Below are 21,768 nucleotides of genomic sequence, written 5' to 3'. Positions count from 1 at the left end.
CGAGCCATCCCGCCGCCGGCACCGGCCCGCTCGACGCCCCCGGCGGCGTCGAGCGCCTCCGCCCGAGCCCACCCCCGGCCACCCGCACCGCCCGCCCGTCCCCGCGGACGGCTCATCGCCGGTCCGTCGCCTCCCGGTCCGTCGCCTCCCGGTCCGTCGCCGGTCCGCCGGACACGGTCCGGGCGCCCCGCACCAGGACCACCTCCAGGGTGCGGGGGCCGTGGACGCCCTCCACCCGGTCCAGTTCGATGTCGCTCGTCGCCGACGGGCCCGAGATCCAGGTCAGCGCCCGCAGCGGGTCCAGCCGGGGCAGCGCCTCCGGCACCGAGGCCACCACCTGCTCCGGAGCCCGTACGACACACACGTGCAGGTCCGGTACGAGGGTGAGGGCGCGCCGCCCCTGCCCCGGACCGCCGTCGAGCACCAGCGTCCCGGTCTCCGCGACCGCCAGCGCGCAGCCGGTCACCACCGCGTCCACGGAGTCCAGCACCGCCGGGGTGAGCCCGGGCCCGTCGGCCACCCGCCCGGCGCCGCACTCCGCCAGCCAGGCCTCCGGCAGCCCCGGGGGCACGACGACGCTCCGCGCGCCCCGCTCGTCGAGCAGCCGGGCGATCAGCCCCGGCAGCCCGGCCGGGTCGGTGCGGTGGACGTGGGCCCGGTAGTCGGCCAGGTTCTCGTGCAGCAGGTCGAGGACCGCGTCCGGGCCGTCCGGGACGTGCCGGGTCAGGTACGTCCGGGGCACCTCGGGCGCCTCGGGTGCGGTCGCGACGGCGGACCGGATCCGGGCGAGGATCCGGTCGCGGGAGGTCTGGCTCACGGGCGGTCTCCGGTGCGGTCCTCGGGGCGGGGCTCCGGGCGGTTCTTGCCGCGGTTCCTCCTCCACCAGTCGCGGAAGGGCTCGGCGGGCAGTTCGGGCAGGTCGCGGCTCTCCGTCCACGGACCGACTCCCGGCCCGGGGAGCTTCCTCGGGTGCAGTGTGCGGGTCTTCGAGGCGAGGCGTTCGCCGGCGGCGAGGGCGGCGGGATGGTCGAGGACCCACCCGGCGGCCTTGATCGCGGCCTTCTCCAGGCGGTGTCCCTTCCCGCCCCGGTCGGCGACCTTCTCGCGGAGGTGGACGAGGACTTCGGGGATGTCGATGGCGACGGGGCAGACGTCGTAGCAGGCGCCGCAGAGGGAGGAGGCGTAGGGGAGGGAGGCGTCGACCTCGCTGGTGGTGCCGCGCAGTTGGGGGGTGAGGATGGCGCCGATGGGGCCGGGGTAGACGGAGCCGTAGGCGTGCCCGCCGGCCCGCTCGTACACGGGGCAGACGTTGAGGCAGGCGGAGCAGCGGATGCAGCGCAGGGCCTGCCGGCCGACCTCGTCGGCGAGGGCGTCGGTGCGGCCGTTGTCGAGGAGGACGAGGTGGAAGGCCTGCGGCCCGTCGTCGTCCGTCGTCCCCGTCCACATGCTCGTGTACGGGTTCATCCGCTCGGCGGTGGAGGAGCGGGGGAGGGTCTGGAGGAAGACTTCCAGGTCCCGCCAGGTGGGCACGACCTTCTCGATGCCGACGACGGAGATGAGGGTCTCGGGCAGGGTGAGGCACATGCGGCCGTTGCCCTCGGACTCGACGACGACGAGGGTGCCGGTCTCGGCGACCATGAAGTTCGCGCCGGAGATGCCGACCTTGGCGCGGAGGAACTTCTCGCGGAGGTGGAGGCGGGCGGCCTCGGCCAGTTCGGCGGGGGAGTCGGACAGGCCGTCCGGTGCGGGGCGGCCCCAACATCCCATCTGGGTGCGGAAGATGTCGCGGATCTCGGCGCGGTTGCGGTGGATGGCGGGGACGAGGATGTGCGAGGGCCGGTCCTCGCCGAGCTGCACGATCAGTTCCGCGAGGTCGGTCTCGTAGGCGCGGATGCCTTCGGTCTCCAGGTGGTCGTTGAGGCCGATCTCCTGGGTGGCCATCGACTTGACCTTGACGACCTCGGTCTCGCCGGTGGCCTTCACCAGTTCGGTGACGATCCGGTTGGCCTCGGCCGCGTCCGCCGCCCAGTGCACCGTGCCGCCCGCCGCCGTCACCGCCTCCTCCAACCGGATCAGATGCGTGTCGAGGTGACGGAGCGTCCGGTCCTTGATCCGCTTCCCCGCCTCGCGCAGCTCCGCCCAGTCGGCCAGCTCGGCCACCGCCCGCGCCCGCTTGTCGCGGATCGTGTGCGTGGCGTGCCGCAGGTTGGCCCGCAGCCGCCCGTCCCGCACCGCCTCGCGCGCGGCCTCCGGGAAGGCCGGCATGCCGACGAAGACTCCGCTCACCGCCAGGGCTCCTCTTCCGTGCTCGCCAGGACCTCCGCCAGGTGCACCGCCCGCAGCGGCACCCCCCGCCGGCTCAGCATGCCGCCCACGTGCAGCAGGCACGAGTTGTCCGCGCCGCACAGCACCTCGGCGCCGGTCGCCACCGCGTTCGCCACCTTGTCCGCGCCCATCGCCGCCGACACGTCCGGGTTCTTCACGGCGAAGGTGCCGCCGAAGCCGCAGCACTCCTCCGCCCCCGGCAGCTCCCGCAGTTCGAGCCCCTTCACGGACTCCAGGAGCCGGCGCGGGCGCGCCCCGAGCCCGAGCATCCGCAGTCCGTGGCAGGACGGGTGGTAGGTGACCGTGTGCGGGAAGTACGCGCCCACGTCCGTCACCCCCAGCACGTCCACCAGGAACTCGGTCAGCTCGTACGTCCGCGGCCCGAGCGCCGCCGCGTCCGGGCCGAAGGCCGGGTAGTGGTGGCGGACCATCGCCGCGCACGACCCCGAGGGGACGACGACGTGGTCGTACCCCTCGAAGGCGCCGACCGTGCGCCGGACCAGCGGCGCGGTCTCCCGGCGGTAGCCGGTGTTGAACGGGGGCTGTCCGCAGCAGGTCTGCGCCGCCGGGAAGTCCACCTCCACCCCCAGCCGTTCGAGCAGCCTGACCGTGGCCACCCCGGTCGCCGGGAACACCGCGTCGTTGACGCAGGTGACGAAGAGCGCGACGCGCATCAGCACTTCCTCGGGGACGGTCCGGTTCGGGCGGCGGCCCGGTCCCGGACGGCACCGTCGCCCCGCGGTTCGTAGTGTCGCAGGAGCCGGGCCCGGGCGACCGGCCGACGCACGGACCCGCGGGGGAGCGGGTCCGGGCCGGTGCGGCCCGCGGCCCGGGCCCGAAGCCCCGGCCCGGGCCTCGCGGCCGCGACCGGAAGCCCGCGACCGGAAGCCCGGGCCCCGAGGCCCGGGCCGGCCCCGTGTCCCCGGGGCCCCGGATCAGCGCCGGACGCCGAGCAGGTGCTCCAGGGCCAGCTGGTCCAGGCGCTCGAAGGCCATCGAGCGCGCCGCGGCGGCGTCCGCGTCGAAGGACTCGTACGCGGTCGGGTCGGCCAGCAGCTCGGCCAGGCCCTCGGCGGCGGTGGGCACGGCCAGTTCGGGCAGCCGGGAGGCGGCGAGCGCCTCCCGCACCTCGGCGTCGGCGCGGAAGCCGGCCGCCCGCTCCTTGAGGACCAGGTAGTTCCGCATGCAGTTCCTCGCCGACTCCCAGACGCCGTCGAAGCCGTCGGTGCGCACCGGCTTGAAGTCGAAGTGGCGGGGACCGGCGTAGCCGGCCGACTCCAGCAGGTCCACCAGCCAGAACGCCTGGCGCAGGTCGCCCGCGCCGAAGCGGAAGTCCTGGTCGTACTTGATGCCGGACTGCCCGTTGAGGTCGATGTGGAAGAGCTTGCCCGCCCACAGCGCCTGCGCGATGCCGTGCGGGAAGTTGAGCCCGGCCATCTGCTCGTGCCCCGTCTCCGGGTTCACGCCCACCAGTTCGGGCCGTTCCAGGCGCTCGATGAAGGCGAGGGCGTGGCCGACCGTGGGGAGCAGGATGTCGCCGCGCGGCTCGTTCGGCTTGGGCTCGATCGCGAACCGGAGGTCGTACCCCTGCTCGGTGACGTACTGGCCGAGGAGGTCGAAGGCCTCCTTCATCCGGTCCAGGGCGACCCGCACGTCCTTCGCCGCGCCGGACTCGGCGCCCTCGCGCCCGCCCCAGGCGACGTACACCCGCGCGCCGAGTTCGACGGCCAGGTCGATGTTGCGGATCGTCTTGCGCAGCGCGAAGCGGCGCACGTCCCGGTCGTTGGCGGTGAAGGCGCCGTCCTTGAAGACCGGGTGGGTGAAGAGGTTGGTGGTGGCCATCGGCACCTTCAGGCCGGTGCGGTCGAGGGCGTCCCGGAAGCGCTTCACGGTGGCCTCGCGCTCCGCCTCCGGAGCGCCGAAGGGGATCAGGTCGTCGTCGTGGAAGGTCACGCCGTACGCCCCGAGGCCGGCCAGCCGCTCGACCGACTCGACGGGGTCGAGGGCGGGGCGGGTCGCGTCGCCGAAGGGGTCGCGGCCCTGCCAGCCGACGGTCCACAGGCCGAAGGTGAAACGGTCCTCGGGGGTGGGGGAGAAACGCTCGGACATGGGTGGGTCCTTCTTCTGGCGGCGGGATTTGTTTTCTGAGATAACTAATACGCCACCGATGCCCGGCGGCGCCAGACCCCGCGAAGCCGCGGAACGGAGAACACCCCACGGGGCCGCGGAGAAGAGAATGAGGTGAGGGCGTGCCCGTCAGCCGCTCCGTCGTGATCGGCGTGGACAGCTCCACGCAGTCCGCCAAGGCCGTCGCCGTCGACGCCGCGACCGGCGAGGTCCTCGGCCTCGGCCGCGCCCCGCACACCGTCACCGGCACCGGCGGAGCCCGCGAGAGCGATCCCGAGCAGTGGTGGACCGCCCTGGTCGCCGCCGTCCGCGCGGCGGTGCGCGACGCCGGCGCGACCCCGGAGACCGTCACCGGCATCGCCGTCGCCGGACAGCAGCACGGCCTCGTCGCGCTCGGCGCCGACCACCGCCCGCTGCGGCCCGCCCTCCTCTGGAACGACACCCGCTCCGCCCCCCAGGCCGCCGCCCTCGCCGACCGCCTCGGCCCGAAGGCCTGGCTCGACCGCACCGGCTCGGTCCCCGTCGCCTCCACGACCGCCGCCAAGTGGCAGTGGCTCCGCGAGCGCGAACCCCACCACGCCGAGGCCGCCGCCGCCGTCCGCCTCCCGCACGACCTGCTCACCGAACGGCTCTGCGGCGAGGCCGTCACCGACCCCGGCGACGCCTCCGGCACCGGCTGGTGGTCCACCGCCGACCGCGCCTACGACCCCGGCCTCCTCGACCTCCTCGGCCTCGACCCGGACCGGCTGCCCGCCGTGGCCCCCACCGGCGCCACCCGCGCCGGCAGCCTGACCGGGGCCGCCGCCGAGGCCCTGGGGCTGCCCCGCACGGTCGCGGTCGCCGCCGGCACCGGCGACAACATGGCCGCCGCCGTCGGCCTCGGGCTCGGCGCCGCCGGCCTGCTCGACCACCCGGTCGTCAGTCTCGGCACCTCGGGCACCGTCTTCGCCGCCACCCGCGCCCGCCCCGCCGACCCCGCCCTGGCCGGCTTCGCCGCCACCGACGGCACCCACCTGCCCCTCGGCTGCACCCTCAACTGCACCCTCGCCGTCGACCGCTTCGCCGCCCTCCTCGGCCTCGACCGCGAGGACGCCCTGCCCGGCGGCGGCACGGTCGTCCTGCCGTACCTGGACGGCGAGCGCACCCCCGACCTCCCCGCCGCCTCCGGCCTCGTCACCGGCCTGCGCCACACCACGGACCCCCGCGCGGTCCTCGGCGCCGCCTACGAGGGCGCCGCCTTCACCCTGCTGCGCGCCCTCGACGGCCTCCTCGCCGCCTGCGGCCTCGACCCCGCGGACCCGGCCGTGCGGGACCGGCCGCTGCGCCTGATCGGCGGCGGCGCGCGCGGCCGGACCTGGACGGAGACCGTCCGCCGGCTCTCCGGCCGCCCCCTCGTCGTCCCCGCCGCCGGGGAGCTCGTCGCCCTCGGCGCCGCCGCCCTCGCCGCGGGCGCGGTGACCGGAGAGGACCCGGTGGCCCTCGCGGCGGCCTGGGGCACGGGAGCGGGGGAGACCCTCCCGCCGGTGCCCCGCGACGACGGGACCCGGCAGCGCGTCGAGGAGGTGCTGACGGCCGCCGCGGCGGGCCTGCTCACCTGACGCCCCGGCCGCCGATGCGGCGGGTCCGCTCCTGTTCTCCGGGCGCCGTGGCGGGTCCGTTCTCCTGCTCCCCGGGCGCCGTGGCGGGTCTGCTCGCCGGGCCTCCGGCCGCCGGCGCGGCGGGCCTGTCCTCCTGCTCCCCGGCAGTCGGCGCGGCGGGCCCGCCCTCCCGCTTCCCGGCCGCCGGCGCGGCCGCCGACTGGCGGGCGCACCGGAGCCCGCGCGACCATGGGGACGGAACGACCCGTTCGGGGGCCGCACGCCCAGGAGGCGCCGTGGCACAGACCAGCGGACCCGCCGGGGACGCGGACGGCACGGCGGTGCTCGTCGTCGGAGCCGGTCCCGTGGGACTCACCGCCGCCCTGGAGCTGCGGCGCCAGGACGTCTCCTGCCGCATCGTGGACCGGCTGCCGGAACGGCTCCCGTACGCCAAGGCCGTCGGCGTGCAGCCCCGGACCCTGGAGGTCTGGGACCGGATGGGCGTCGTGCGCGCCGCGCTGGAGGCGGCGGTGCCGATGCGCGGCCAGTACGTCTACGTCGACGGCGTCGAGCGGGGCCGCCACGACCTCGTGCTGCCCCCCGAGGTGCCGTACGGCTTCGCCGCCCTGCCCCAGTACGAGACCGAGCGGCTGCTGGAGGAGGCCCTGGCCCGCCACGGCACCCGGATCGAACGCGGCACCGTCCTCGACGCGTTCGAGCAGGACCCGGACGGCGTCACCGTCCGCCTCACCGGCGCCGACGGCGCCGGTGAGGAGCTGCGCACCGGCTACCTGGTGGGGTGCGACGGCGCCCACAGCACCGTCCGCAAGGGCCTCGGGCTCGCCTTCGAGGGCGGGGCCTTCCCCGAGGAGTACATGCTCGGCGACGTGGAGGTCGACTGGGACCTGCCCGAGGGGTACGGCCTGCGCTCGGTGCGCCTCGACGAGACCGGCGCCGTCGACGACGTCCTCGTCTGCATCCCGCTCCCCGGCCGCCGCCGCTACCGCATGTCGATGCGGGTCCCGCCGGAGCTCTCCGCCGGGGAGCGGACGCCCGGCGCCGCCGTCGCGCACGGCCTCGACGCCACCCGGGCGCCCGGCCTCGCCGACATCCAGGCCGTCCTGGACCGCCTCGCGCCCCGGCGCACCACGGCCTCGGCGCTCCGCTGGGCCTCGGTCTTCCGGATCAGCCACCGCATCGTCGACCGCTACGGCGACGGCCGGGTGTTCGTCGCCGGGGACGCGGCCCACATCCACCCGCCGACCGGCGCCCAGGGCATGAACACCGGCATCCAGGACGCCTGCAACCTCGCCTGGAAGCTCGCCCTCGCCGTCGCGGGCGCCGCCTCGCCCGCCCTGCTCGCCAGCTACGACGCCGAGCGCCGCCCGGTCGGCGAGGAGGTCGTCGGCCGCACCGTGCGGCACGCCGCCGCGGGCGGCGTGCAGGCGGACCCGGAGGACCCCGCGACCCTGATGCTCCGCGAGGCCCAACTGCTCGTCGGCTACCGCGGCAGCCCCGTCGTCGACCCGCCCGACGGCGGCCCGGGGCCCGGACCGGGCGACCGCGCCCCCGACTGCGGCGGTCTCACCGGCCCCATCGCCGCCTACCCCGTCCGCCTCCACGACGTCCTCCGCGACCGCCCCACCGTCCTCCTCCTGCACGGGACGGGGTACGGCTCCGGTGCCGCCGCCGGACGCGACGAGCTGGCCGCGACGGCCTGGCGCGCCACCGGCGGCCGCGTCGACGTCTGCGCGGTCCTCCCGCCGGACGCGCCGTCCGGCACCGGTCCGATCCCCGAGCACCGGGACGCCGGCGGCGAGTTCGCCGTGCGCTACGCGGTCGACGGAACCCGCCCCACCGCCTTCGTGGTCCGCCCCGACGGCTACCTGGGCGCCCGCCTGGCCGACCCGGACCCGGCCCGCCTGGCCGCGCACCTGGCCCGCGTCTTCGCCGCCCCCGGCGGCGCGGCCTAGGGCCTGTCCGACCCTTCCCGTCGGGTCCGGCCCGCCCGGCACGCACTCCCCCGTAGCCCTTCGGGCACGGGAGGTGCCCCCATGCCGCACGGCCGAAACGCCCGAGTAGCTCCTTCCCCGAGCTCTCGGCTTCGCTCGAGCAGGGGAGACCCCGACCGAGGGCGCCCCGGCCGCACGCCGATCGCACGCAGCGAACGACCCGGCCTGATCCGACGCCCATGGTCAGACAGGCCCTAGGCCGCGGGGGCGTCCTTCCGGCCCTGCCCGCCCCGTCCGTCCCGCTCCGCCGTCCCGTCGGCGCCGTCCCGCCGCTCGCGGGGGCGCTCCGCCCCGGCGGCGAACTCCGCCGCCGCCGCGTAGGTCTCCGGGACCGACAGCATCGCGGCCACGCCCCGCGCCGCCACGCCGGCCGCCCGCACCACGGCCTCCGCCAGTTCCTCCACCATCACGGCCCCCTCGTTTCCCGTCCCGCCCGGCGGTCCGCCGCGCTCCACCCCTACGGACGTGCGGAGGCGTCGAAGGGTTGAACGGGCGGCGCGGTCTTCGCAGCGGTGACGAAGGCGCGGACCAGACCGTGGTCCTTCACGCCGGGCGCGGACTCGACGCCGCTGGAGACGTCGACGCCCCAGGGGCGGGCGGCGGCGATCGCCCCGGCGACGTTCCCGGGGGCGAGGCCGCCCGCGAGGAGCCAGCGGCCCTCGGGGCGGGCGGCGTCCAGGAGCGAGAGGTCCCAGCGCGAGCCCGAGCCCGCCTTCGGCGAGTCGAGCAGCAGGACCTCCTCGCCGAGCGCGCCGACGCGCGTGTCGGGCCCGTCGGCGAGCGCGGTCGCCCGCCACAGGCGCGGGAAGATCCCGGCGGCGGCCTCGAACTCCGGGCGCCCGTAGGCCCGGCCGTGCAGCTGGAGGGCGTCGAAGCCCAGGTCCGCGGCGATCCGGGCGGCCTCGTCGGCGGGCGTGTCGTTGACGACGAGCACCGAGACCACGCCGTCCGGCACGTGCGCGACGAGCACCGGGACGCGGTCCCTGCCGAGGCCCCGGACGCTGGTCCCGCTGATCACCAGGCCGATCGAGTCCGCGCCCGCCTCGGCGGCCACGTCGATGTCGGCGGTCGTGGCGAGCCCGCACACCTTGACGAACACTCTGTCGCTCCTCTGCTCCGGTCCCGGCGCCGCCGAGCCTACTGACCCCGCCCGACGCCGTCGATCCGCCACCGGTCCGCCGGGGGCCCCGACCGCGCCGGCCCGGGACGGCGCCCCGCGGGGCGTGCCGGTCCCACCGGCCCCGCAGGGGCCGTGCCACAGCCGCGCCAGGCCCCGGCCGGCCCTCGCGGTGCCCCGCCGGCCCGCGCCGGGCCCCCGCCCGCGGCCCGTCGCCGCACACCGTCCCGGACTCCCGCGTCCGCACCGACCTGGCATTTCTGTTCGAGCGAAAGGGACGACTAGGCTCTCGCTCACCATGAACCAGCCCACGGAACCCAAGGCCGACAAGTCGGGCGTGCGCCGGCACAACCTGAGTCTCGTCCTCAGGACCGTCCACGACGCCGGCGAGACCACCCGGGCCGCCGTCGCCGCCCGGGTCGGCCTCACCCGGCCCGCCGTCTCCTCGCTCGTGGAGCAGCTCCTCGACCTCGGGTTCCTGGTCGAGTCGGGCAAGACCTTCAGCGGCCAGGCGGGCCGCCCCGGCACCGTCCTCAAGCCGGCCGTCACCGGCCCCGCGGGGCTCGGCGTCGAGATCAACGTCGCCTACGTCGCCGTCTGCCTCGTGGACCTCACCGGCACCGACCGGATCCGCCGCACCGTACGCCTCGACAACCGCGCCGACGCCTCCGACGTCCTCGACCGGGCCGCCGGGATCGCCGCCGAGGCACTCGCCGAGGCCGGGGCCCTCGGCCTGAGCCCGGCCGGCGCCGCCCTCGCCCTGCCGGGCCTGGTCTCCGGCGGCACCGTGCGCCAGGCCCCGAACCTCGGCTGGCACGACACCCCCGCCGAGCACCTCTTCGGCGAGGCCCTCGCCGCCCTCCGTCCCGCCGCGCCCCGGCTCCCCGTCGCCTCCGACAACGAGGCCAACATGGCGGCCCTGGCCGAGCTCCGCTTCGGCACCCCCGGCACCCCCCGCACCTTCCTCCACCTCACCGGCGAGACCGGCGTCGGCGGCGCCGTCGTCGTCCACGGCGAACTCCTGCGCGGCGCCCACGGGTTCGCCGGCGAGATCGGACACCTCGTCGTCGACGCGGAGGGCCCGCGCTGCCGCTGCGGCTCGCGCGGCTGCCTGGAGCAGTACGCCGGACAGGCGGCGCTGCTGGACGCCGCGGGCGCCGGAGACGTGGACGAACTCGCCGCCCGCGCCTCCCGCGAGGACCCGCGCGCGCTCGCGGCCCTCGCCGAGGCCGGCCGCATGCTCGGCCGCGCCCTCTCGGGCGCGGTCAACCTGCTCGACCCCGAGGCCGTCGTCCTCGGCGGCATCTACCCCCGTCTGATGCCCTGGCTGGCCCCGGCCGTCACCGCCGAACTCGCCGAACGGGTCGTCTCCGGGCTCTGGCCCGCCGACGCCCCCCGGCTGCGGGCCGCCTCGCCCGCCACCGACGCGGCCCGCGGCGCCGCCGCCCTCGTCCTCCAGGACGTCCTCGCCGACCCGCTCGCGCACACCCCCGCGCCCACCTCCTGAGGCGGCCCCGGCCGGAGAAAAGGGCGGGTGGACGCGGCGCCGCCCCGACTAGGGTGCGGGCATGCCCGAGATCGTCCTTCCCCCCAAGCCGCGCCCCGGCGACCGGGTCGCCGTGCTGTCGCCCGCCGCCGGACTGCCCGAGGTGCTGCCGCTCCCCTTCGACCTGGGGCTGCGCCGCCTGACGGAGGAGTACGGGCTCGTGCCGGTCGAGTACCCGACCACGCGCAGGCTCGGCGCGTCCGCGCGGGACCGGGCCGCCGACCTGCACGCGGCCTTCGCCGATCCCACGGTCGCGGCGATCGTCGCGAGCATCGGCGGCGACGACCAGATCACCCTCCTCCCGCACCTCGACGACGCCCTGATCCGGGCCAACCCCAAGCCGTTCTTCGGCTTCAGCGACAACACCAACCTGCTGATGCGGCTGTGGAACCTCGGCCTGGTCGCCTACCACGGGGCCTCGGTGATGACCCAGTTCGGGCGTCCCGGCGCCGTCCACCCGGTCACCGACGCCTCCGTCCGCGCCGCGCTCTTCGGCTCCGGCCCCTACGAACTCCCGGCCCCGACCGAGACCAACGACGTCGAGCGGCCCTGGGAGGACCCCCGCACCTTCGACTCCGCGCCCGTGATGGAGCCCGCCGGGCCCTGGCACTGGCACCGCGCCGACCGGGTCGTCGAGGGCCGTTCGTGGGGCGGCTGCCTGGAGACCGTCGCCCAGCTCCTCATGGCCGGCGGGGAGATCGCCCGGCCCGAGGCGTACGAGGGCGGGGTGCTGTTCCTGGAGACCTCCGAGCTGCTGCCCTCCGCCGACGAGGTGTTCCGGATCCTGCGGGCCATGGGGGAACGGGGCCTCCTCCGGCGCTTCCCCGCCCTCCTCATGGGGCGGGCCCGCGCCTGGTCCTTCGACGCCCCGAACGACGCGGCCGCCCGCGCCGCCTACCGCGAGGCGCAGCGGGCCGCCGTGCTGCGCGCCCTCGACGCCTACGCCCCCGACACGCTGGCCGTCCTCGACGTGGACCTCGGGCACACCGACCCGCAGGTGGTGATCCCGTACGGCGGGACCGTCCGCGTCGACGGGCCCGCCCGGCGGATCACCGTCACCTACTGAGGCCGGGCGCCGCTACCCGGCCTCCCGCGCGCGGCGCGCCAGCCGGTCCCCGACCAGCGCCACGTGCGGGTGGGCCGGGGCGCCCGGGCGCCGCACCAGGAAGCCCGTGTTGATCGGCGGGTCCTCCGGCAGGTGCAGCGGGACGAGCGCGCCCGAGGCCAGCTCCGCCTCGCACAGGTAGCGGGGGAGCACGCTCACGCCGGCGCCGCCCGCCACCGCCGCCCGTACCGCCCGCAGGTCCGGCACGGTCACCGCGGGCACGGCCGTCAGGCGCCGCCCGAAGACGTGGCGCCAGTACCGGCGCAGGATCGGCAGGTCCTCGGCGTACGCGACGAGCGGCACGTCCCGCAGCGCGCCGGGCCCCTCGGAGGCGATCCGTCCGCCGAGCCGGCGCGCCCAGACCGGCGCGCCGACCAGGACGAACTCCTCGTCGGAGAGGGGCAGCCAGGCGAGGCTGCGGCCCCGGGGCCGCACCGTCGACACCACCAGGTCGTGCCGGCCGGCCCGCAGCTCGTCGAGGAGGCCGTCGGTGAGCCCGAACGCGATCCGCAGCCGCACCCCCCGCTCCACCAGCGGCGCCAGCGCCGGCAGCACGGTGTGGGTCAGGTATTCGGCGGGGCCGGCCAGCCGGACCGGTTCCGCGGGCGCGTCCTCGCCGGCGGGCGGGCCCGCGGCGGCGCCCAGCGCGTCCAGCGGGGCCGTGATCCGCGCGGCCAGGTCGTCGGCGAAGGGCGTCGGGGCCGCCCCGCGCGGCAGCCGCTCGAACAGCTCCCGGCCGAGCCGGCCCTCCAGCGCCCGGATCTGCGCGGTCACCGTCGGCTGCGACAGGCCGAGGGTCCGGGCGCCCGCGGTGAAGGCCCCGGCCCGGTACACGGCGAGGAAGGTCCGCAGCTGGTTCAGGTCCGGTGGTCCCGAGCCCGCTCCGGTCCCCGCCGGTATTCCCGGCGTCCCATCGGAATTCCTATCGTCCACGGGCCCGAGCCTATTGGATTCCCCCGGGTCGAGGAGCCTACGGTCGACCCATCGCCGTCCCGGACGGTCCCCTTCCGAGGGGCCGGGACGACACCGCATCCCCGACCGAGAGGCCCCGCAGACCCATGTCGAAGATCCTTTTCGTGCTGACCGGCGCCGACCGCTGGACCCTGGCCGACGGCACCGAGCACCCCACCGGCTACTGGGCCGAGGAGGCCGCCGCCCCCTACGAGGCGTTCACCGCCGCCGGGCACGAGGTCGTCGTCGCCACCCCCGGAGGCGTCGTCCCCACCGTCGACCGGGGCAGCCTCGCCCCCGAGGCCAACGGCGGTCCCGAGGGGGCCGCCCGGGTGGCCTCCGTCCTCGACTCCTTCGCGGAGCTGCGGACGCCGCTCCGTCTGGAGGACGTCGACCCGGACGCGTACGACGCGGTCTTCTACCCCGGCGGCCACGGCCCCATGGAGGACCTCGCCGTGAACGCCGACTCCGGGCGCCTGCTCGTCGCCGCCCTCGACTCCGGCAGGCCGCTGGCCGTCGTCTGCCACGGGCCCGCCGCGCTGCTCGCCGCGGTGCGCGAGGACGGCGGCAACGCCTTCGCCGGCTACCGGGTCGCCGCCTTCACCGACGAGGAGGAGACCCAGGCGGGCTTCGCCGGCAAGGCGAAGTGGCTGCTGGAGACCCGGCTCCGCGAGGCCGGGGTCGACGTCCGGGCGGGTGCGCCGTGGGTGCCGAACGTCGTGGTCGACCGGAACCTGGTGACCGGTCAGAACCCGGCCTCCTCCGCGCCCCTCGCGGCCGAGGTACTGAAGGCCCTGGGCTGACGAAGGCCCGGGCGGAGTCCGGCGGACGCCCGGTCAGGACTCCGCCGCCTCCCGGGCGATCCGGTCGAACTGGGCGCCCATCGCGGCGGCGAGGGCCTGCGCGGCCGAGAGCGGGCGGACCATGACGGTGAAGTCGTCGATCAGCCCGTCCTCGTCGAAGTGGAGGAAGTCGCAGCCCTGGATCCGCTTGCCGTCGACGACGGCGGTGAAGACGAGGGCGTGGTCGCGCCCGCCCGGGTCCGCGATCTCGCGGACGTAGGTGAAGTCCTCCAGGACGCGCAGGACCCCGCGGAGGATGGCGGCGGTCATGGCCCTGCCGGCGTACGGCTTGAAGGCGACCGGGCTGGTGAAGACGACGTCCTCGGCGAGGAGCGCCTCGACGGCGTCCGGGTCGCGCTTCTCGACGGCGGTACGGAAGGGGTGCACGGGACCTCCACGGCTCACGACATATTCAATGAGTTGAATAGGTGTACTGGAGAGTAGGGTGCGGGTCCGGGCTTGTCCAGGGCCCTCCCCTCCCCTCTCATCCGGCTCTCACGCGGGCCTTATCCCGGCCTCACGCGGCGGCCCTACGTTCGCGCCATGTTCTTCACCTACCTCCGGCGCGAACTGCGCCGCCGCAGAAAGGCGGCGTTCGTCGTCGCCTCCGGCCTGGCGCTCGGCATCGCGCTGGTCATCGTCGTGACCTCGGTCTCCGCCGGCATGAAGCAGGCCCAGGGCAAGGTCCTCGAATCCCTCTACGGACTCGGCACGGACCTCACGGTGACCAAGGCCCAGGAGCGGCCCGCCGAGGGGGCGCAGCCGACGCGGCCCCGCTTCGAGTTCCGGGGCGGCGAGGACGGCGAGGAGCAGAGCGGCGACCGGCTCATGGTCCAGGGCTTCCAGACCCTCGCCGACTCCACCGTCGCCACCGTCGCGGAGCAGGCCGGCGTCGACCGCGCGGTGGGCGGCCTCAGCCTCGTCAACCTGAAGATCAACGGCGAGTTCCGGCGCGGCGAGATCCAGCGCGGCGAGGGCCAGGCGCAGGGCCGGGGATCCGGGCCGGGTGGCTCCGGCGGTCCCGGCGACACCGTCACCGGCGGCGGCGCCAGCTTCGACGTCGACTCCTTCACCCTCTACGGCACCGACGTCACCAGCCCCGACCTCGGCCCCCTCACCACCTCCACCATCTCCCGGGGCCGCACCTTCGGGACCACCGAGACCGACGCGAAGGTCGTCGTGGTCGACAGCGCCTACGCCCAGCAGCAGGACCTGGCCGTCGGCGGCGAACTGAAGGTCAAGGGCGTCGCCTTCGAGATCGTCGGCATCGCCACCGCCGACAGCGGCCAGCCCACCGCCCAGGTCTACCTCCCGCTGAAGCAGGCGCAGACCCTCTCCGGTTCGGCCGGCAAGGTCACCACCGTCTACGTCAAGGCCACCGACTCGACGCGGATCGACGCGGTCAAGGCCGCCATCCAGGAGAACGTCGCCGGCACCACCGTCACCACCTCCGCCGACCTGGCCCGGACCGTCTCCGGCTCCCTCGACACCGCCGCCGGCCTCGCCTCCAGCGTCGGCCGGTGGCTCTCGTACGCGGTCCTCCTCGCCGCCGTCCTCGTCGCCGGACTGCTCACCTCCTCCGCCGTCAGCCGCCGCGTCCGCGAGTTCGGCACCCTCAAGGCGCTCGGCTGGAAGAGCGGCCGCGTCACCCGCCAGGTCGTCGGCGAGGCCCTCGTCAACGGCGTCATCGGCGGCGCCCTCGGCATCGCCGTCGGCCTCGCCGGCGCCTACGCCGTCACGGCCGTCAGCCCCACCCTCACCGCCGAACTCGGCGCCGCCACCGGCGGGTTCGCCGGCCGCGGCGGCATGGGATTCGGCGGCGGCCCCGGCGCGGCGCGCTCCGCCGCCGGCCGCAGCGTCGACATCGCGCTCACCGCCCCGGTCAGCCTCGCCACCGTCGGACTCGCCGTCCTCCTCGCCCTCGTCGGCGGCCTCGTCGCCGGAGCCTTCGGCGCCTGGCGCGCCTCCCGGCTGCGCCCCGCCGACGCGCTGCGCCGCGTCGAGTAGCCGCCCCGTCCTTCCCCGTACCGCAGGAGTCCCTCCCGCACCCCAGGAGTCACACCATGTACGAACTCACCGGCGTCACCAAGGAGTACCGGCGCGGCCAGGAGAGGGTCGACGCCCTCGCCGGCGTCGACCTGAGGATCGCCCAGGGCGACCGCCTCGTCATCCAGGGCCCGACCGGCGGCGGCAAGTCCACCCTGCTCCAGATGCTCGGCGGCCTCGACCGCCCCACCGCCGGCAGCGTGCTCCTCGACGGCACCGACCTGACCCGGCTCTCCGAGGGCCGGCTCACGGCCGTGCGCAGCCGGTACATCGGCTTCGTCTTCCAGAGCTTCAACCTCATCCCCACGCTCACCGCCCAGGAGAACGTGGAGACCGCGCTCGTCCCGCTCGGCGCCAAGGCGGCCGAGCGCCGCCGCCGGGCCGCCGAGGCGCTGGAGTCCGTCGGCCTCGGCGAGCGCCTCGGCCACCTCCCGTCCGAGCTCTCCGGCGGCCAGCAGCAGCGCGTCGCCATCGCCCGCGCGCTGGTCAAGCGGCCGCAGGTGCTGCTCGCCGACGAGCCGACCGGCAACCTCGACGAGTCGACCCGCGACGAGATCGTCGAGCTGCTCGAAGGGCTCTGGCGGGAGCACGGCCTGACCTTCGTGATGGTCACCCACGACAGCGCCCTGGCCCGCCGGGCCCCGCGGGTGGCGACCCTCCGCAGGGGCCGCGTCACGGTGACGGAGAACCCTGGGGCGACCGTCCGGCGGCCCGCCGCGCAGCCCGCGGGGGAGCCCGCCGAGAAGGCCTGAGGCGGGTCCGTCCGCCTGAGACGCGGATCACGCCACCGGACCCTTGTTCGGCAATGCCGAACGCGGCGTACGGTGGCGTGACCGATCAGCGAGCGGGCAGAGGAGCCGGAACGCGCCATGTTCACCTTCACCTCCCAGGACGGCGTCCGCGTCCACGTCCACACCTGGCTCCCCGAGGGCCCCGTCCGCGGCGTCGTGCAGATCGCCCACGGCATGGGCGAACACGCCCTGCGCTACGCGCCCCTGGCCGACCACCTCACCGCCCGCGGACACGCCGTCTACGCCGCCGACCACCGCGGCCACGGCCGCTCGATGCACGCGGGCCCCGGCCACCTCGGCGCCGACGGCTGGAACCTCCTCGTCGGCGACCTCGCGACGCTCACCCGCACCGCCCGGGAACGCCACCCCGGCGTCCCGGTCGTGCTGCTCGGCCACAGCATGGGCTCGTTCGCCGCCCAGCAGTACCTCCTCGACCACGCGGAACTGGTCGACGGCGTGGCCCTCTCCGGCACCACCGCGGTGGACGCCCTGATCACCGCGCTCGCGGAGGCGCCGGCGACCGGCGGCGGCCCCTTCGACGCCTTCAACGCCCCCTTCGCCCCCGTCCGCACCGAGGCCGACTGGCTCAGCCGCGACGAGCGGCAGGTCGACGCCTACCTCGCCGACCCGCTCTGCGGCTTCGGCCTCGACCTCCAGGGGCTCGCCGACATGGCCGGCGCCGCCGGGCGGCTCGCCGCCCCCGCCGGCATCCCCGCCGACCTGCCCGTCGCGCTCTTCGTCGGCGACCGCGACCCGCTCAACGGCCGCCTCGCCCACAGCGACCTGCTGGTCTCCCGCTACCGAGAGGCGGGCCTCACCGACCTCTCCTACCACCGCTACGAGGGCGCCCGCCACGAGGTCCTCAACGAGACCAACCGCGAGGAGGTCGTCGCCGACCTCACCGCCTGGATCGCCCGCGTCACCGGCTGACCGGCCCCCGCGGCGTCCGCCGCGGGCCGCGCGGGAGGCCGTTGTCAGTGGCGGCGCCTACCGTACGGATCATGACGACGACCTATCTGGAGCTGTCGCAGGACGGCGGCGGTGCCCACAAGTTCTACGAAGTGACCGTCGACGGTCTGGAGGTGTCGGTCCGTTACGGCCGGATCGGCGCCGCCGGGCAGACCCAGCGCTCCGCCTTCCCCACCGCGGAGAAGGCGCACGCCGCGGCGGCCAAGAAGATCGGCGAGAAGGTCCGCAAGGGGTACGCCCCGGCGGTCCCCGGACAGCGGGCCGCCCGGGCGGTCACCCGCCGCGCGGTCGGCTCCGCCCCCTCCACCGCCCGCGCCGTGGCGCCCGTCCTGTGGCGCTTCCGCACCGGCTCCGCCGCCTTCGGCATCCACGTGGACGAGGAGCGGATCTGGGTGGGCAACCAGGCGGGGGACGTCTTCACCCTCGACCACGGCGGTGACGTGCTCGCCCGCTTCGGCCTGCCCGACGGAGTGAAGTGCCTGGTCGCCGACGACTTCTGGATCTACGCGGGCTGCGACGACGGCAAGGTCTACGACCTCTCCTCCAAACTGCCGTTCGCCGCCTACGACATCGCCTCCGACGTCGACATCTTCTGGCTCGACATCCACGAGGGCGTCCTGGACGTCGCCGACCGCTCGGGCCGGCTCACCGTCATCGACCACGAGGACGAGCACCAGTGGTCCCGCTCGGGCCGCGGCGAGTTCGCCTGGATGGTCCGGGCCGACGGCCGCGCGGTCTACTACGGCGACACCAAGGGCGTCACCGCCTACGCGGCGGACGGCACCGGCGAGCTGTGGAACACGGGCACCGACGGCGCGGTGCTCTTCGGCTGGCAGGAGGAGACCGCCGTCTACGCGGGCACCGGCCACAAGAAGGTGCAGCGGCTCGCCAAGAGCGACGGCCGGGTCGAGGCCGTCTACGGCTGCGACGCCATGGTCTACTCGTGCGCCACCTCGCCCGGCGGCCGGTTCGTCTTCGCCGGCGACTCGTCCTCCTCCGTCTACTGCTTCGCCGAGGACGGCACCCGGCTGTGGAAGCTGGGCACCGGCGGCGGATCGGCGCTCTCCATGCAGTACCGCGACGAGCGGCTCTACCTGGTCACCACCGACGGCTCGCTGGTCTGCGTGGACGCGAGCGAGGCGGCGATCGAGGCCGCCCAGCAGGGCAGCGTCCCGGTCGTCCGGGACGTCAAGCTGGCCGCCGCGCTGCCCACCTACACCCCGGCGACCACCGCCGCCGCGGTCGAGGTCGTCGCCTCCGTGGGCGAGGCGCCGGCCGGCTCGATCGTGGTCGAGTGCGCCCGGGAGGGCGGCCGCAGCCGCGTCCGCGTCGTCAGCCCCGGCTACGAGCCGTCGTGGAACGTGCAGTTCCCCCGCGCCATCCGGGAGCCCGGCGCCCGGTTCGTGGTGGAGGCCCTGCACCCCGCCGCCGGCGGCTTCTACCGGGTCCGCGGAGAGATCCGGCGGCTGCTGTGACCGGGGACCCGGGCGGCAAGGGGGCCTTCCAGGCGGCGACGGGCGACGGACCGCCCTTCACCGGCGACGCCGAGCAGCGCTCCCGCGAGGTCCGCTCCGCCCTCGACGGCCTCCGGCAGATCCGGCGGCTCACCGGCACCCCGGGCGGCGACTCCGGGACCGTGCCCGCCCCCTGGGAACGCCGGCAGCCGGTACGGGCCGTGGCGCTCGCCCTGGAGGCCGGCGGGCTCGCCGCCTCCGCAGTGGACGCCGGCGGGACGCGGACGGCGACCGGCTACCGGGTGCGGGCGGGGGAGCGGCCCGCCACCACCGTGGTCGAGTGGCTGGGACCGCCCGGCTCCGGCGCCGCGGGGCAGGAGGCCGGGGCGCTCGCCGCCTGCGCCGACGCCCTCGGCCGGCTCGGCTGGGAGGCCCTGCTCTACAAGGGGCCGCGCGGGCGCCGCTTCCTGGAGGTGGAACCCGCCGGGACGGCCGCCGGCCCGGGCCCGTCCTGAGCGGACGGGCACCGGGCCGGGCGGAGCCGCGGAGGGGCCGGGCGTCAGGCGATCGAGGCGGAGACGATCGCGGAGACGGCGATGTTGCAGGAGGCGGTCACCCAGACCGCCGGGTGCGGCTCCGGGTCCACCAGCGTGGCACCGAGCTTGCCGGGCGTCACCAGGTCCACCACCAGGAAGGCGACGGCCATCATCACCAGGCCGAGGAGACCGAACGCGGCCGTGGAGGCCAGGCCCTTGCCGAAGTTGTCGTACGTGGTCCAGATCGAGGTGAAGACGATCCCGCCGATGCCGAGCAGGGCGGAGCTGAGCAGGACGGCCGCGTTCCGGTTGCGGTCCTCCCATATCTGCCGGCCCAGCTTGCCGGGCGTCAGGATGTCCACCAGGACGATGCCGAGGATCAGCAGGACCACGCCGAGGGCGCCGTAGGCGGTGGCACGGCCGAGGCCGTTGACGATGTCGGTCATGGGAAGCCGGCTCCGGAGAGTGGTGATCGCGAGCGATCGACGGTCATGGACCGGCAAAATCTAGCGCACGGAACAAGCCGGTCCGCCGTCCGCCCGGGGATCGGGGCGGACGGCGGACCGGACGAGACGGACCACCCGGGGCGGATCAGACGCCGGGCGGCAGCCTCCCGGCCCGGGAGCGGACCACGAAGGCGGTCACGATCCCGGCCTCGCCGGCACCGGCCGGCGAGGCGCCCGGCCGCGCCGGCACCGGCGCGCCCAGGGCGAGGGCCGCGATCCCGGCCGGCGGCGGCGCCTGCCGCGCCGCCCCCGCGAGCAGGGCCGTCGACCCGGCGGCGGTTCCTCCCGGAGGGGCCCCTCGTACGGTCGGTCGCGCGTCCGCGCCATGGAGCCGTCTCCACCTCCCGTGGTGCGCGCCGGTGTCCGCGTTCACGCGCCGGCCGGGCGCGCGAACGCCTCGGCGTAGGAGCGGAGGAAGAGCGCCTCGGCCAGCGCCATGTGCTCGATCTCCGAGGGATCGACGCTCTCGTTGGGGGCGTGGATCAGGCAGCCCGGTTCCTCCACGCCGATCAGCGCGACCTCCGCGTCCGGGAAGCGGTCCGCGAGCACGTTGCACAGCGGGATCGAACCGCCCTGCCCCGACTGCACCATGGCCTTGCCGTACGCCTCGCGCAGCGCCGCCCCGAGCGCCGCGTACGCGGGCCCGTCGGTGCGGGCCCGGAAGGGCTGCCCGGCGCTCTCCGCCTCCACCTCGACCCGGGCGCCCCAGGGCGCGGCCGCCACCAGGTGGTCGGTGAGCGCCTTGCGGGCCTGGTCGGCGTCGGTCCCCGGCGGCACCCGCAGGCTGACCCGCGCCCGCACCTTCGCCTGCACGGCGGCCGAGGAGCCGACCACCGGCGGGCAGTCGATGCCGAGGACGGTGACGGCGGGCCGCGCCCACAGCTCGTCGGCGACCGACCCGGTGCCGACCAGCCGCACCCCGTCGAGGACCCCCGCGTCGGCCCGGAACTGCTCGGCGGGATACGACACCCCGTCCCACCGTCCGTCGGCCGCGAGCCCCTGGACCGCCGTGTTGCCGTGCTCGTCGCGCAGGCTGTCCAGGATCCGCACCAGCGCGGCCAGCGCGTCCGGCGCCGGGCCGCCGAACATGCCGGAGTGCATCTCGCCCTTGAGCGTGGAGACCGTCACCACCACGTTGGCCAGCCCGCGCAGCGAGGTCGTCGCGGTGGGCAGCCCCCGCGCGAAGTTGCCGGTGTCGCAGATCAGCAGGGCGTCCGCCTCGAAGAGTTCGGGCCGCTGGGGCACCAGCCGCTCCAGGCCGCCGGTGCCCTGCTCCTCCGAACCCTCCGCCACGAACTTGAGGTTCACCGGGAACCCGGCGCCGTCGGCGCCGCCCAGCGCCCGCAGCGCGGTGAGGTGCATCGCGATGTTGCCCTTGCAGTCGGCCGTGCCGCGCCCGTACCAGCGCCCGTCGCGCGGGGTCAGGGTGAACGGCGGGGTCTCCCAGGCGTCGTCGTCCAGCGGCGGCTGCACGTCGTAGTGGCAGTAGAGCAGGACCGTCGGCGCCCCCTCGGGGCCTGGCGCGTGGCCCACCACCGCGTCCGTGCCGTCCGGGGTGGTGACCCGCCGCATGTCCCGCAGCCCCGCCTCGGTGAAGGCCCGCACCAGGAAGTCGGCGGCCCGGGCGCACTCCTCGGGCGGGAACTGGCGCGGATCGGCCACGGAGCGCATCGCCACCAGGGCGGTCAGGTCCTCCTGCGCGCGCGGCATCAGGGCCCGGACCCGTTCCCGCAGCGCGGCGGTGTCGGTGGACTCGGAGGTCATGCGTACCCACTTCCCTCGGGCCGTTCCCGGGCGGGCCGGGGCGGCGGCGGCCATCCCAGTCAAACAATGCCGGTCAAACGCCGCAAAAGATGACACAAGTG

At 76.1% G+C, this 21,768-nt stretch carries 20 protein-coding genes; 10 read left to right on the top strand and 10 right to left on the bottom strand.

Translation table 11 applies throughout. The features are described 5' to 3' along the window. Positions 1 to 112: 112 nt before the first annotated feature. From IE287_RS26100 to xylA, 4 genes are all read right to left on the bottom strand, one after another. On the bottom strand, positions 113 to 817 hold the full coding sequence (locus tag IE287_RS26100) for a LutC/YkgG family protein (protein WP_189851642.1): 705 nt from the start codon (positions 815 to 817) through the stop codon (positions 113 to 115). After that, positions 814 to 2,286, bottom strand: a complete 1,473-nt coding sequence (locus tag IE287_RS26095) for a LutB/LldF family L-lactate oxidation iron-sulfur protein (protein WP_189851641.1) — start codon at positions 2,284 to 2,286, stop codon at positions 814 to 816. The genes IE287_RS26100 and IE287_RS26095 overlap by 4 nt, the downstream gene beginning before the upstream one ends. Further along, a complete protein-coding gene (locus tag IE287_RS26090) occupies positions 2,283 to 2,999 on the bottom strand; it encodes a (Fe-S)-binding protein (RefSeq protein ID WP_189851640.1) in 717 nt (238 codons plus the stop codon). The genes IE287_RS26095 and IE287_RS26090 overlap by 4 nt, the downstream gene beginning before the upstream one ends. Before the next feature lie 261 nt (positions 3,000 to 3,260). Then, positions 3,261 to 4,433: a xylose isomerase gene (xylA, locus tag IE287_RS26085; RefSeq protein ID WP_189851639.1), complete on the bottom strand. Its 1,173-nt coding sequence runs from the start codon at positions 4,431 to 4,433 to the stop codon at positions 3,261 to 3,263. Positions 4,434 to 4,573: 140 nt separating this feature from the next. Between xylA and xylB the strand changes: the two genes are divergently transcribed. After that, positions 4,574 to 6,049 (top strand): xylulokinase, encoded by a 1,476-nt coding sequence (xylB, locus tag IE287_RS26080; protein ID WP_189851638.1) that lies wholly within the window; start codon positions 4,574 to 4,576, stop codon positions 6,047 to 6,049. A 275-nt stretch (positions 6,050 to 6,324) separates the two neighbouring features. Then, positions 6,325 to 8,001, top strand: coding sequence for an FAD-dependent monooxygenase (locus tag IE287_RS26075; protein WP_229883749.1), 1,677 nt, complete (start codon positions 6,325 to 6,327; stop codon positions 7,999 to 8,001). A 233-nt stretch (positions 8,002 to 8,234) separates the two neighbouring features. Here IE287_RS26075 and IE287_RS26070 read toward each other — a convergent pair whose 3' ends face one another. Continuing rightward, the gene (locus tag IE287_RS26070; RefSeq protein WP_189851636.1) at positions 8,235 to 8,447 is read right to left on the bottom strand and encodes a hypothetical protein; all 213 of its coding nucleotides are present in this window, start codon (positions 8,445 to 8,447) and stop codon (positions 8,235 to 8,237) included. Between the two features lie 50 nt (positions 8,448 to 8,497). Then, complete coding sequence (locus tag IE287_RS26065) at positions 8,498 to 9,139, bottom strand: phosphoribosylanthranilate isomerase (protein ID WP_189851635.1); 642 nt, start codon at positions 9,137 to 9,139, stop codon at positions 8,498 to 8,500. A 316-nt stretch (positions 9,140 to 9,455) separates the two neighbouring features. On the opposite strand from IE287_RS26065, the gene IE287_RS26060 reads away from it, so the two are divergent. Together IE287_RS26060 and IE287_RS26055 are read left to right on the top strand one after the other, a co-directional pair. Continuing rightward, the gene (locus tag IE287_RS26060; RefSeq protein ID WP_189851634.1) at positions 9,456 to 10,664 is read left to right on the top strand and encodes an ROK family transcriptional regulator; all 1,209 of its coding nucleotides are present in this window, start codon (positions 9,456 to 9,458) and stop codon (positions 10,662 to 10,664) included. 61 nt (positions 10,665 to 10,725) lie between these two features. Then, positions 10,726 to 11,769, top strand: a complete 1,044-nt coding sequence (locus IE287_RS26055) for a S66 family peptidase (protein ID WP_189851633.1) — start codon at positions 10,726 to 10,728, stop codon at positions 11,767 to 11,769. A 12-nt stretch (positions 11,770 to 11,781) separates the two neighbouring features. Here the strand turns inward: IE287_RS26055 and IE287_RS26050 are convergent, their stop codons facing one another. After that, entirely contained in the window at positions 11,782 to 12,741 is a 960-nt protein-coding gene (locus IE287_RS26050) for a LysR family transcriptional regulator (RefSeq protein WP_229883748.1), read from the bottom strand. Positions 12,742 to 12,866: 125 nt separating this feature from the next. Here IE287_RS26050 and IE287_RS26045 point away from each other — a divergent pair, with 125 nt between their 5' ends. Then, positions 12,867 to 13,562: a type 1 glutamine amidotransferase domain-containing protein gene (locus tag IE287_RS26045; protein WP_189851631.1), complete on the top strand. Its 696-nt coding sequence runs from the start codon at positions 12,867 to 12,869 to the stop codon at positions 13,560 to 13,562. 33 nt (positions 13,563 to 13,595) lie between these two features. On the opposite strand, the gene IE287_RS26040 is transcribed toward IE287_RS26045, so the two are convergent. Continuing rightward, on the bottom strand, positions 13,596 to 13,988 hold the full coding sequence (locus tag IE287_RS26040; protein WP_189851630.1) for a nuclear transport factor 2 family protein: 393 nt from the start codon (positions 13,986 to 13,988) through the stop codon (positions 13,596 to 13,598). Positions 13,989 to 14,144: 156 nt separating this feature from the next. Between IE287_RS26040 and IE287_RS26035 the strand changes: the two genes are divergently transcribed. The 5 genes from IE287_RS26035 to IE287_RS26015 all read left to right on the top strand — a co-directional run bounded on the left by IE287_RS26035 (position 14,145) and on the right by IE287_RS26015 (position 19,376). Further along, positions 14,145 to 15,608 carry an ABC transporter permease gene (locus IE287_RS26035; RefSeq protein WP_189851629.1) on the top strand — a complete coding sequence of 488 codons (1,464 nt, stop codon included), beginning with the start codon at positions 14,145 to 14,147 and terminating at the stop codon, positions 15,606 to 15,608. A gap of 56 nt (positions 15,609 to 15,664) precedes the next feature. After that, positions 15,665 to 16,399, top strand: a complete 735-nt coding sequence (locus IE287_RS26030) for an ABC transporter ATP-binding protein (RefSeq protein WP_189851628.1) — start codon at positions 15,665 to 15,667, stop codon at positions 16,397 to 16,399. 117 nt (positions 16,400 to 16,516) lie between these two features. After that, positions 16,517 to 17,368: an alpha/beta hydrolase gene (locus tag IE287_RS26025; RefSeq protein ID WP_189851627.1), complete on the top strand. Its 852-nt coding sequence runs from the start codon at positions 16,517 to 16,519 to the stop codon at positions 17,366 to 17,368. A gap of 71 nt (positions 17,369 to 17,439) precedes the next feature. Further along, complete coding sequence (locus IE287_RS26020; protein WP_189851626.1) at positions 17,440 to 18,882, top strand: WGR domain-containing protein; 1,443 nt, start codon at positions 17,440 to 17,442, stop codon at positions 18,880 to 18,882. Continuing rightward, positions 18,879 to 19,376, top strand: a complete 498-nt coding sequence (locus IE287_RS26015) for a hypothetical protein (RefSeq protein ID WP_189851625.1) — start codon at positions 18,879 to 18,881, stop codon at positions 19,374 to 19,376. Before IE287_RS26020 ends, IE287_RS26015 begins: the two co-directional genes overlap by 4 nt. A gap of 44 nt (positions 19,377 to 19,420) precedes the next feature. On the opposite strand, the gene IE287_RS26010 is transcribed toward IE287_RS26015, so the two are convergent. Further along, entirely contained in the window at positions 19,421 to 19,843 is a 423-nt protein-coding gene (locus tag IE287_RS26010; RefSeq protein ID WP_189851624.1) for a DUF350 domain-containing protein, read from the bottom strand. A gap of 429 nt (positions 19,844 to 20,272) precedes the next feature. Next, a complete protein-coding gene (locus tag IE287_RS26005; protein ID WP_189851623.1) occupies positions 20,273 to 21,667 on the bottom strand; it encodes a dipeptidase in 1,395 nt (464 codons plus the stop codon). Between the last annotated feature and the right edge of the window lie 101 nt (positions 21,668 to 21,768).

Origin of the sequence: Streptomyces omiyaensis, from assembly GCF_014650895.1 — a bacterium.
Taxonomy (GTDB): domain Bacteria; phylum Actinomycetota; class Actinomycetes; order Streptomycetales; family Streptomycetaceae; genus Streptomyces; species Streptomyces omiyaensis.
The sequence above is the reverse complement of the archived record's forward strand: the minus strand, read 5'-3'. Positions and strand labels throughout refer to the sequence as shown.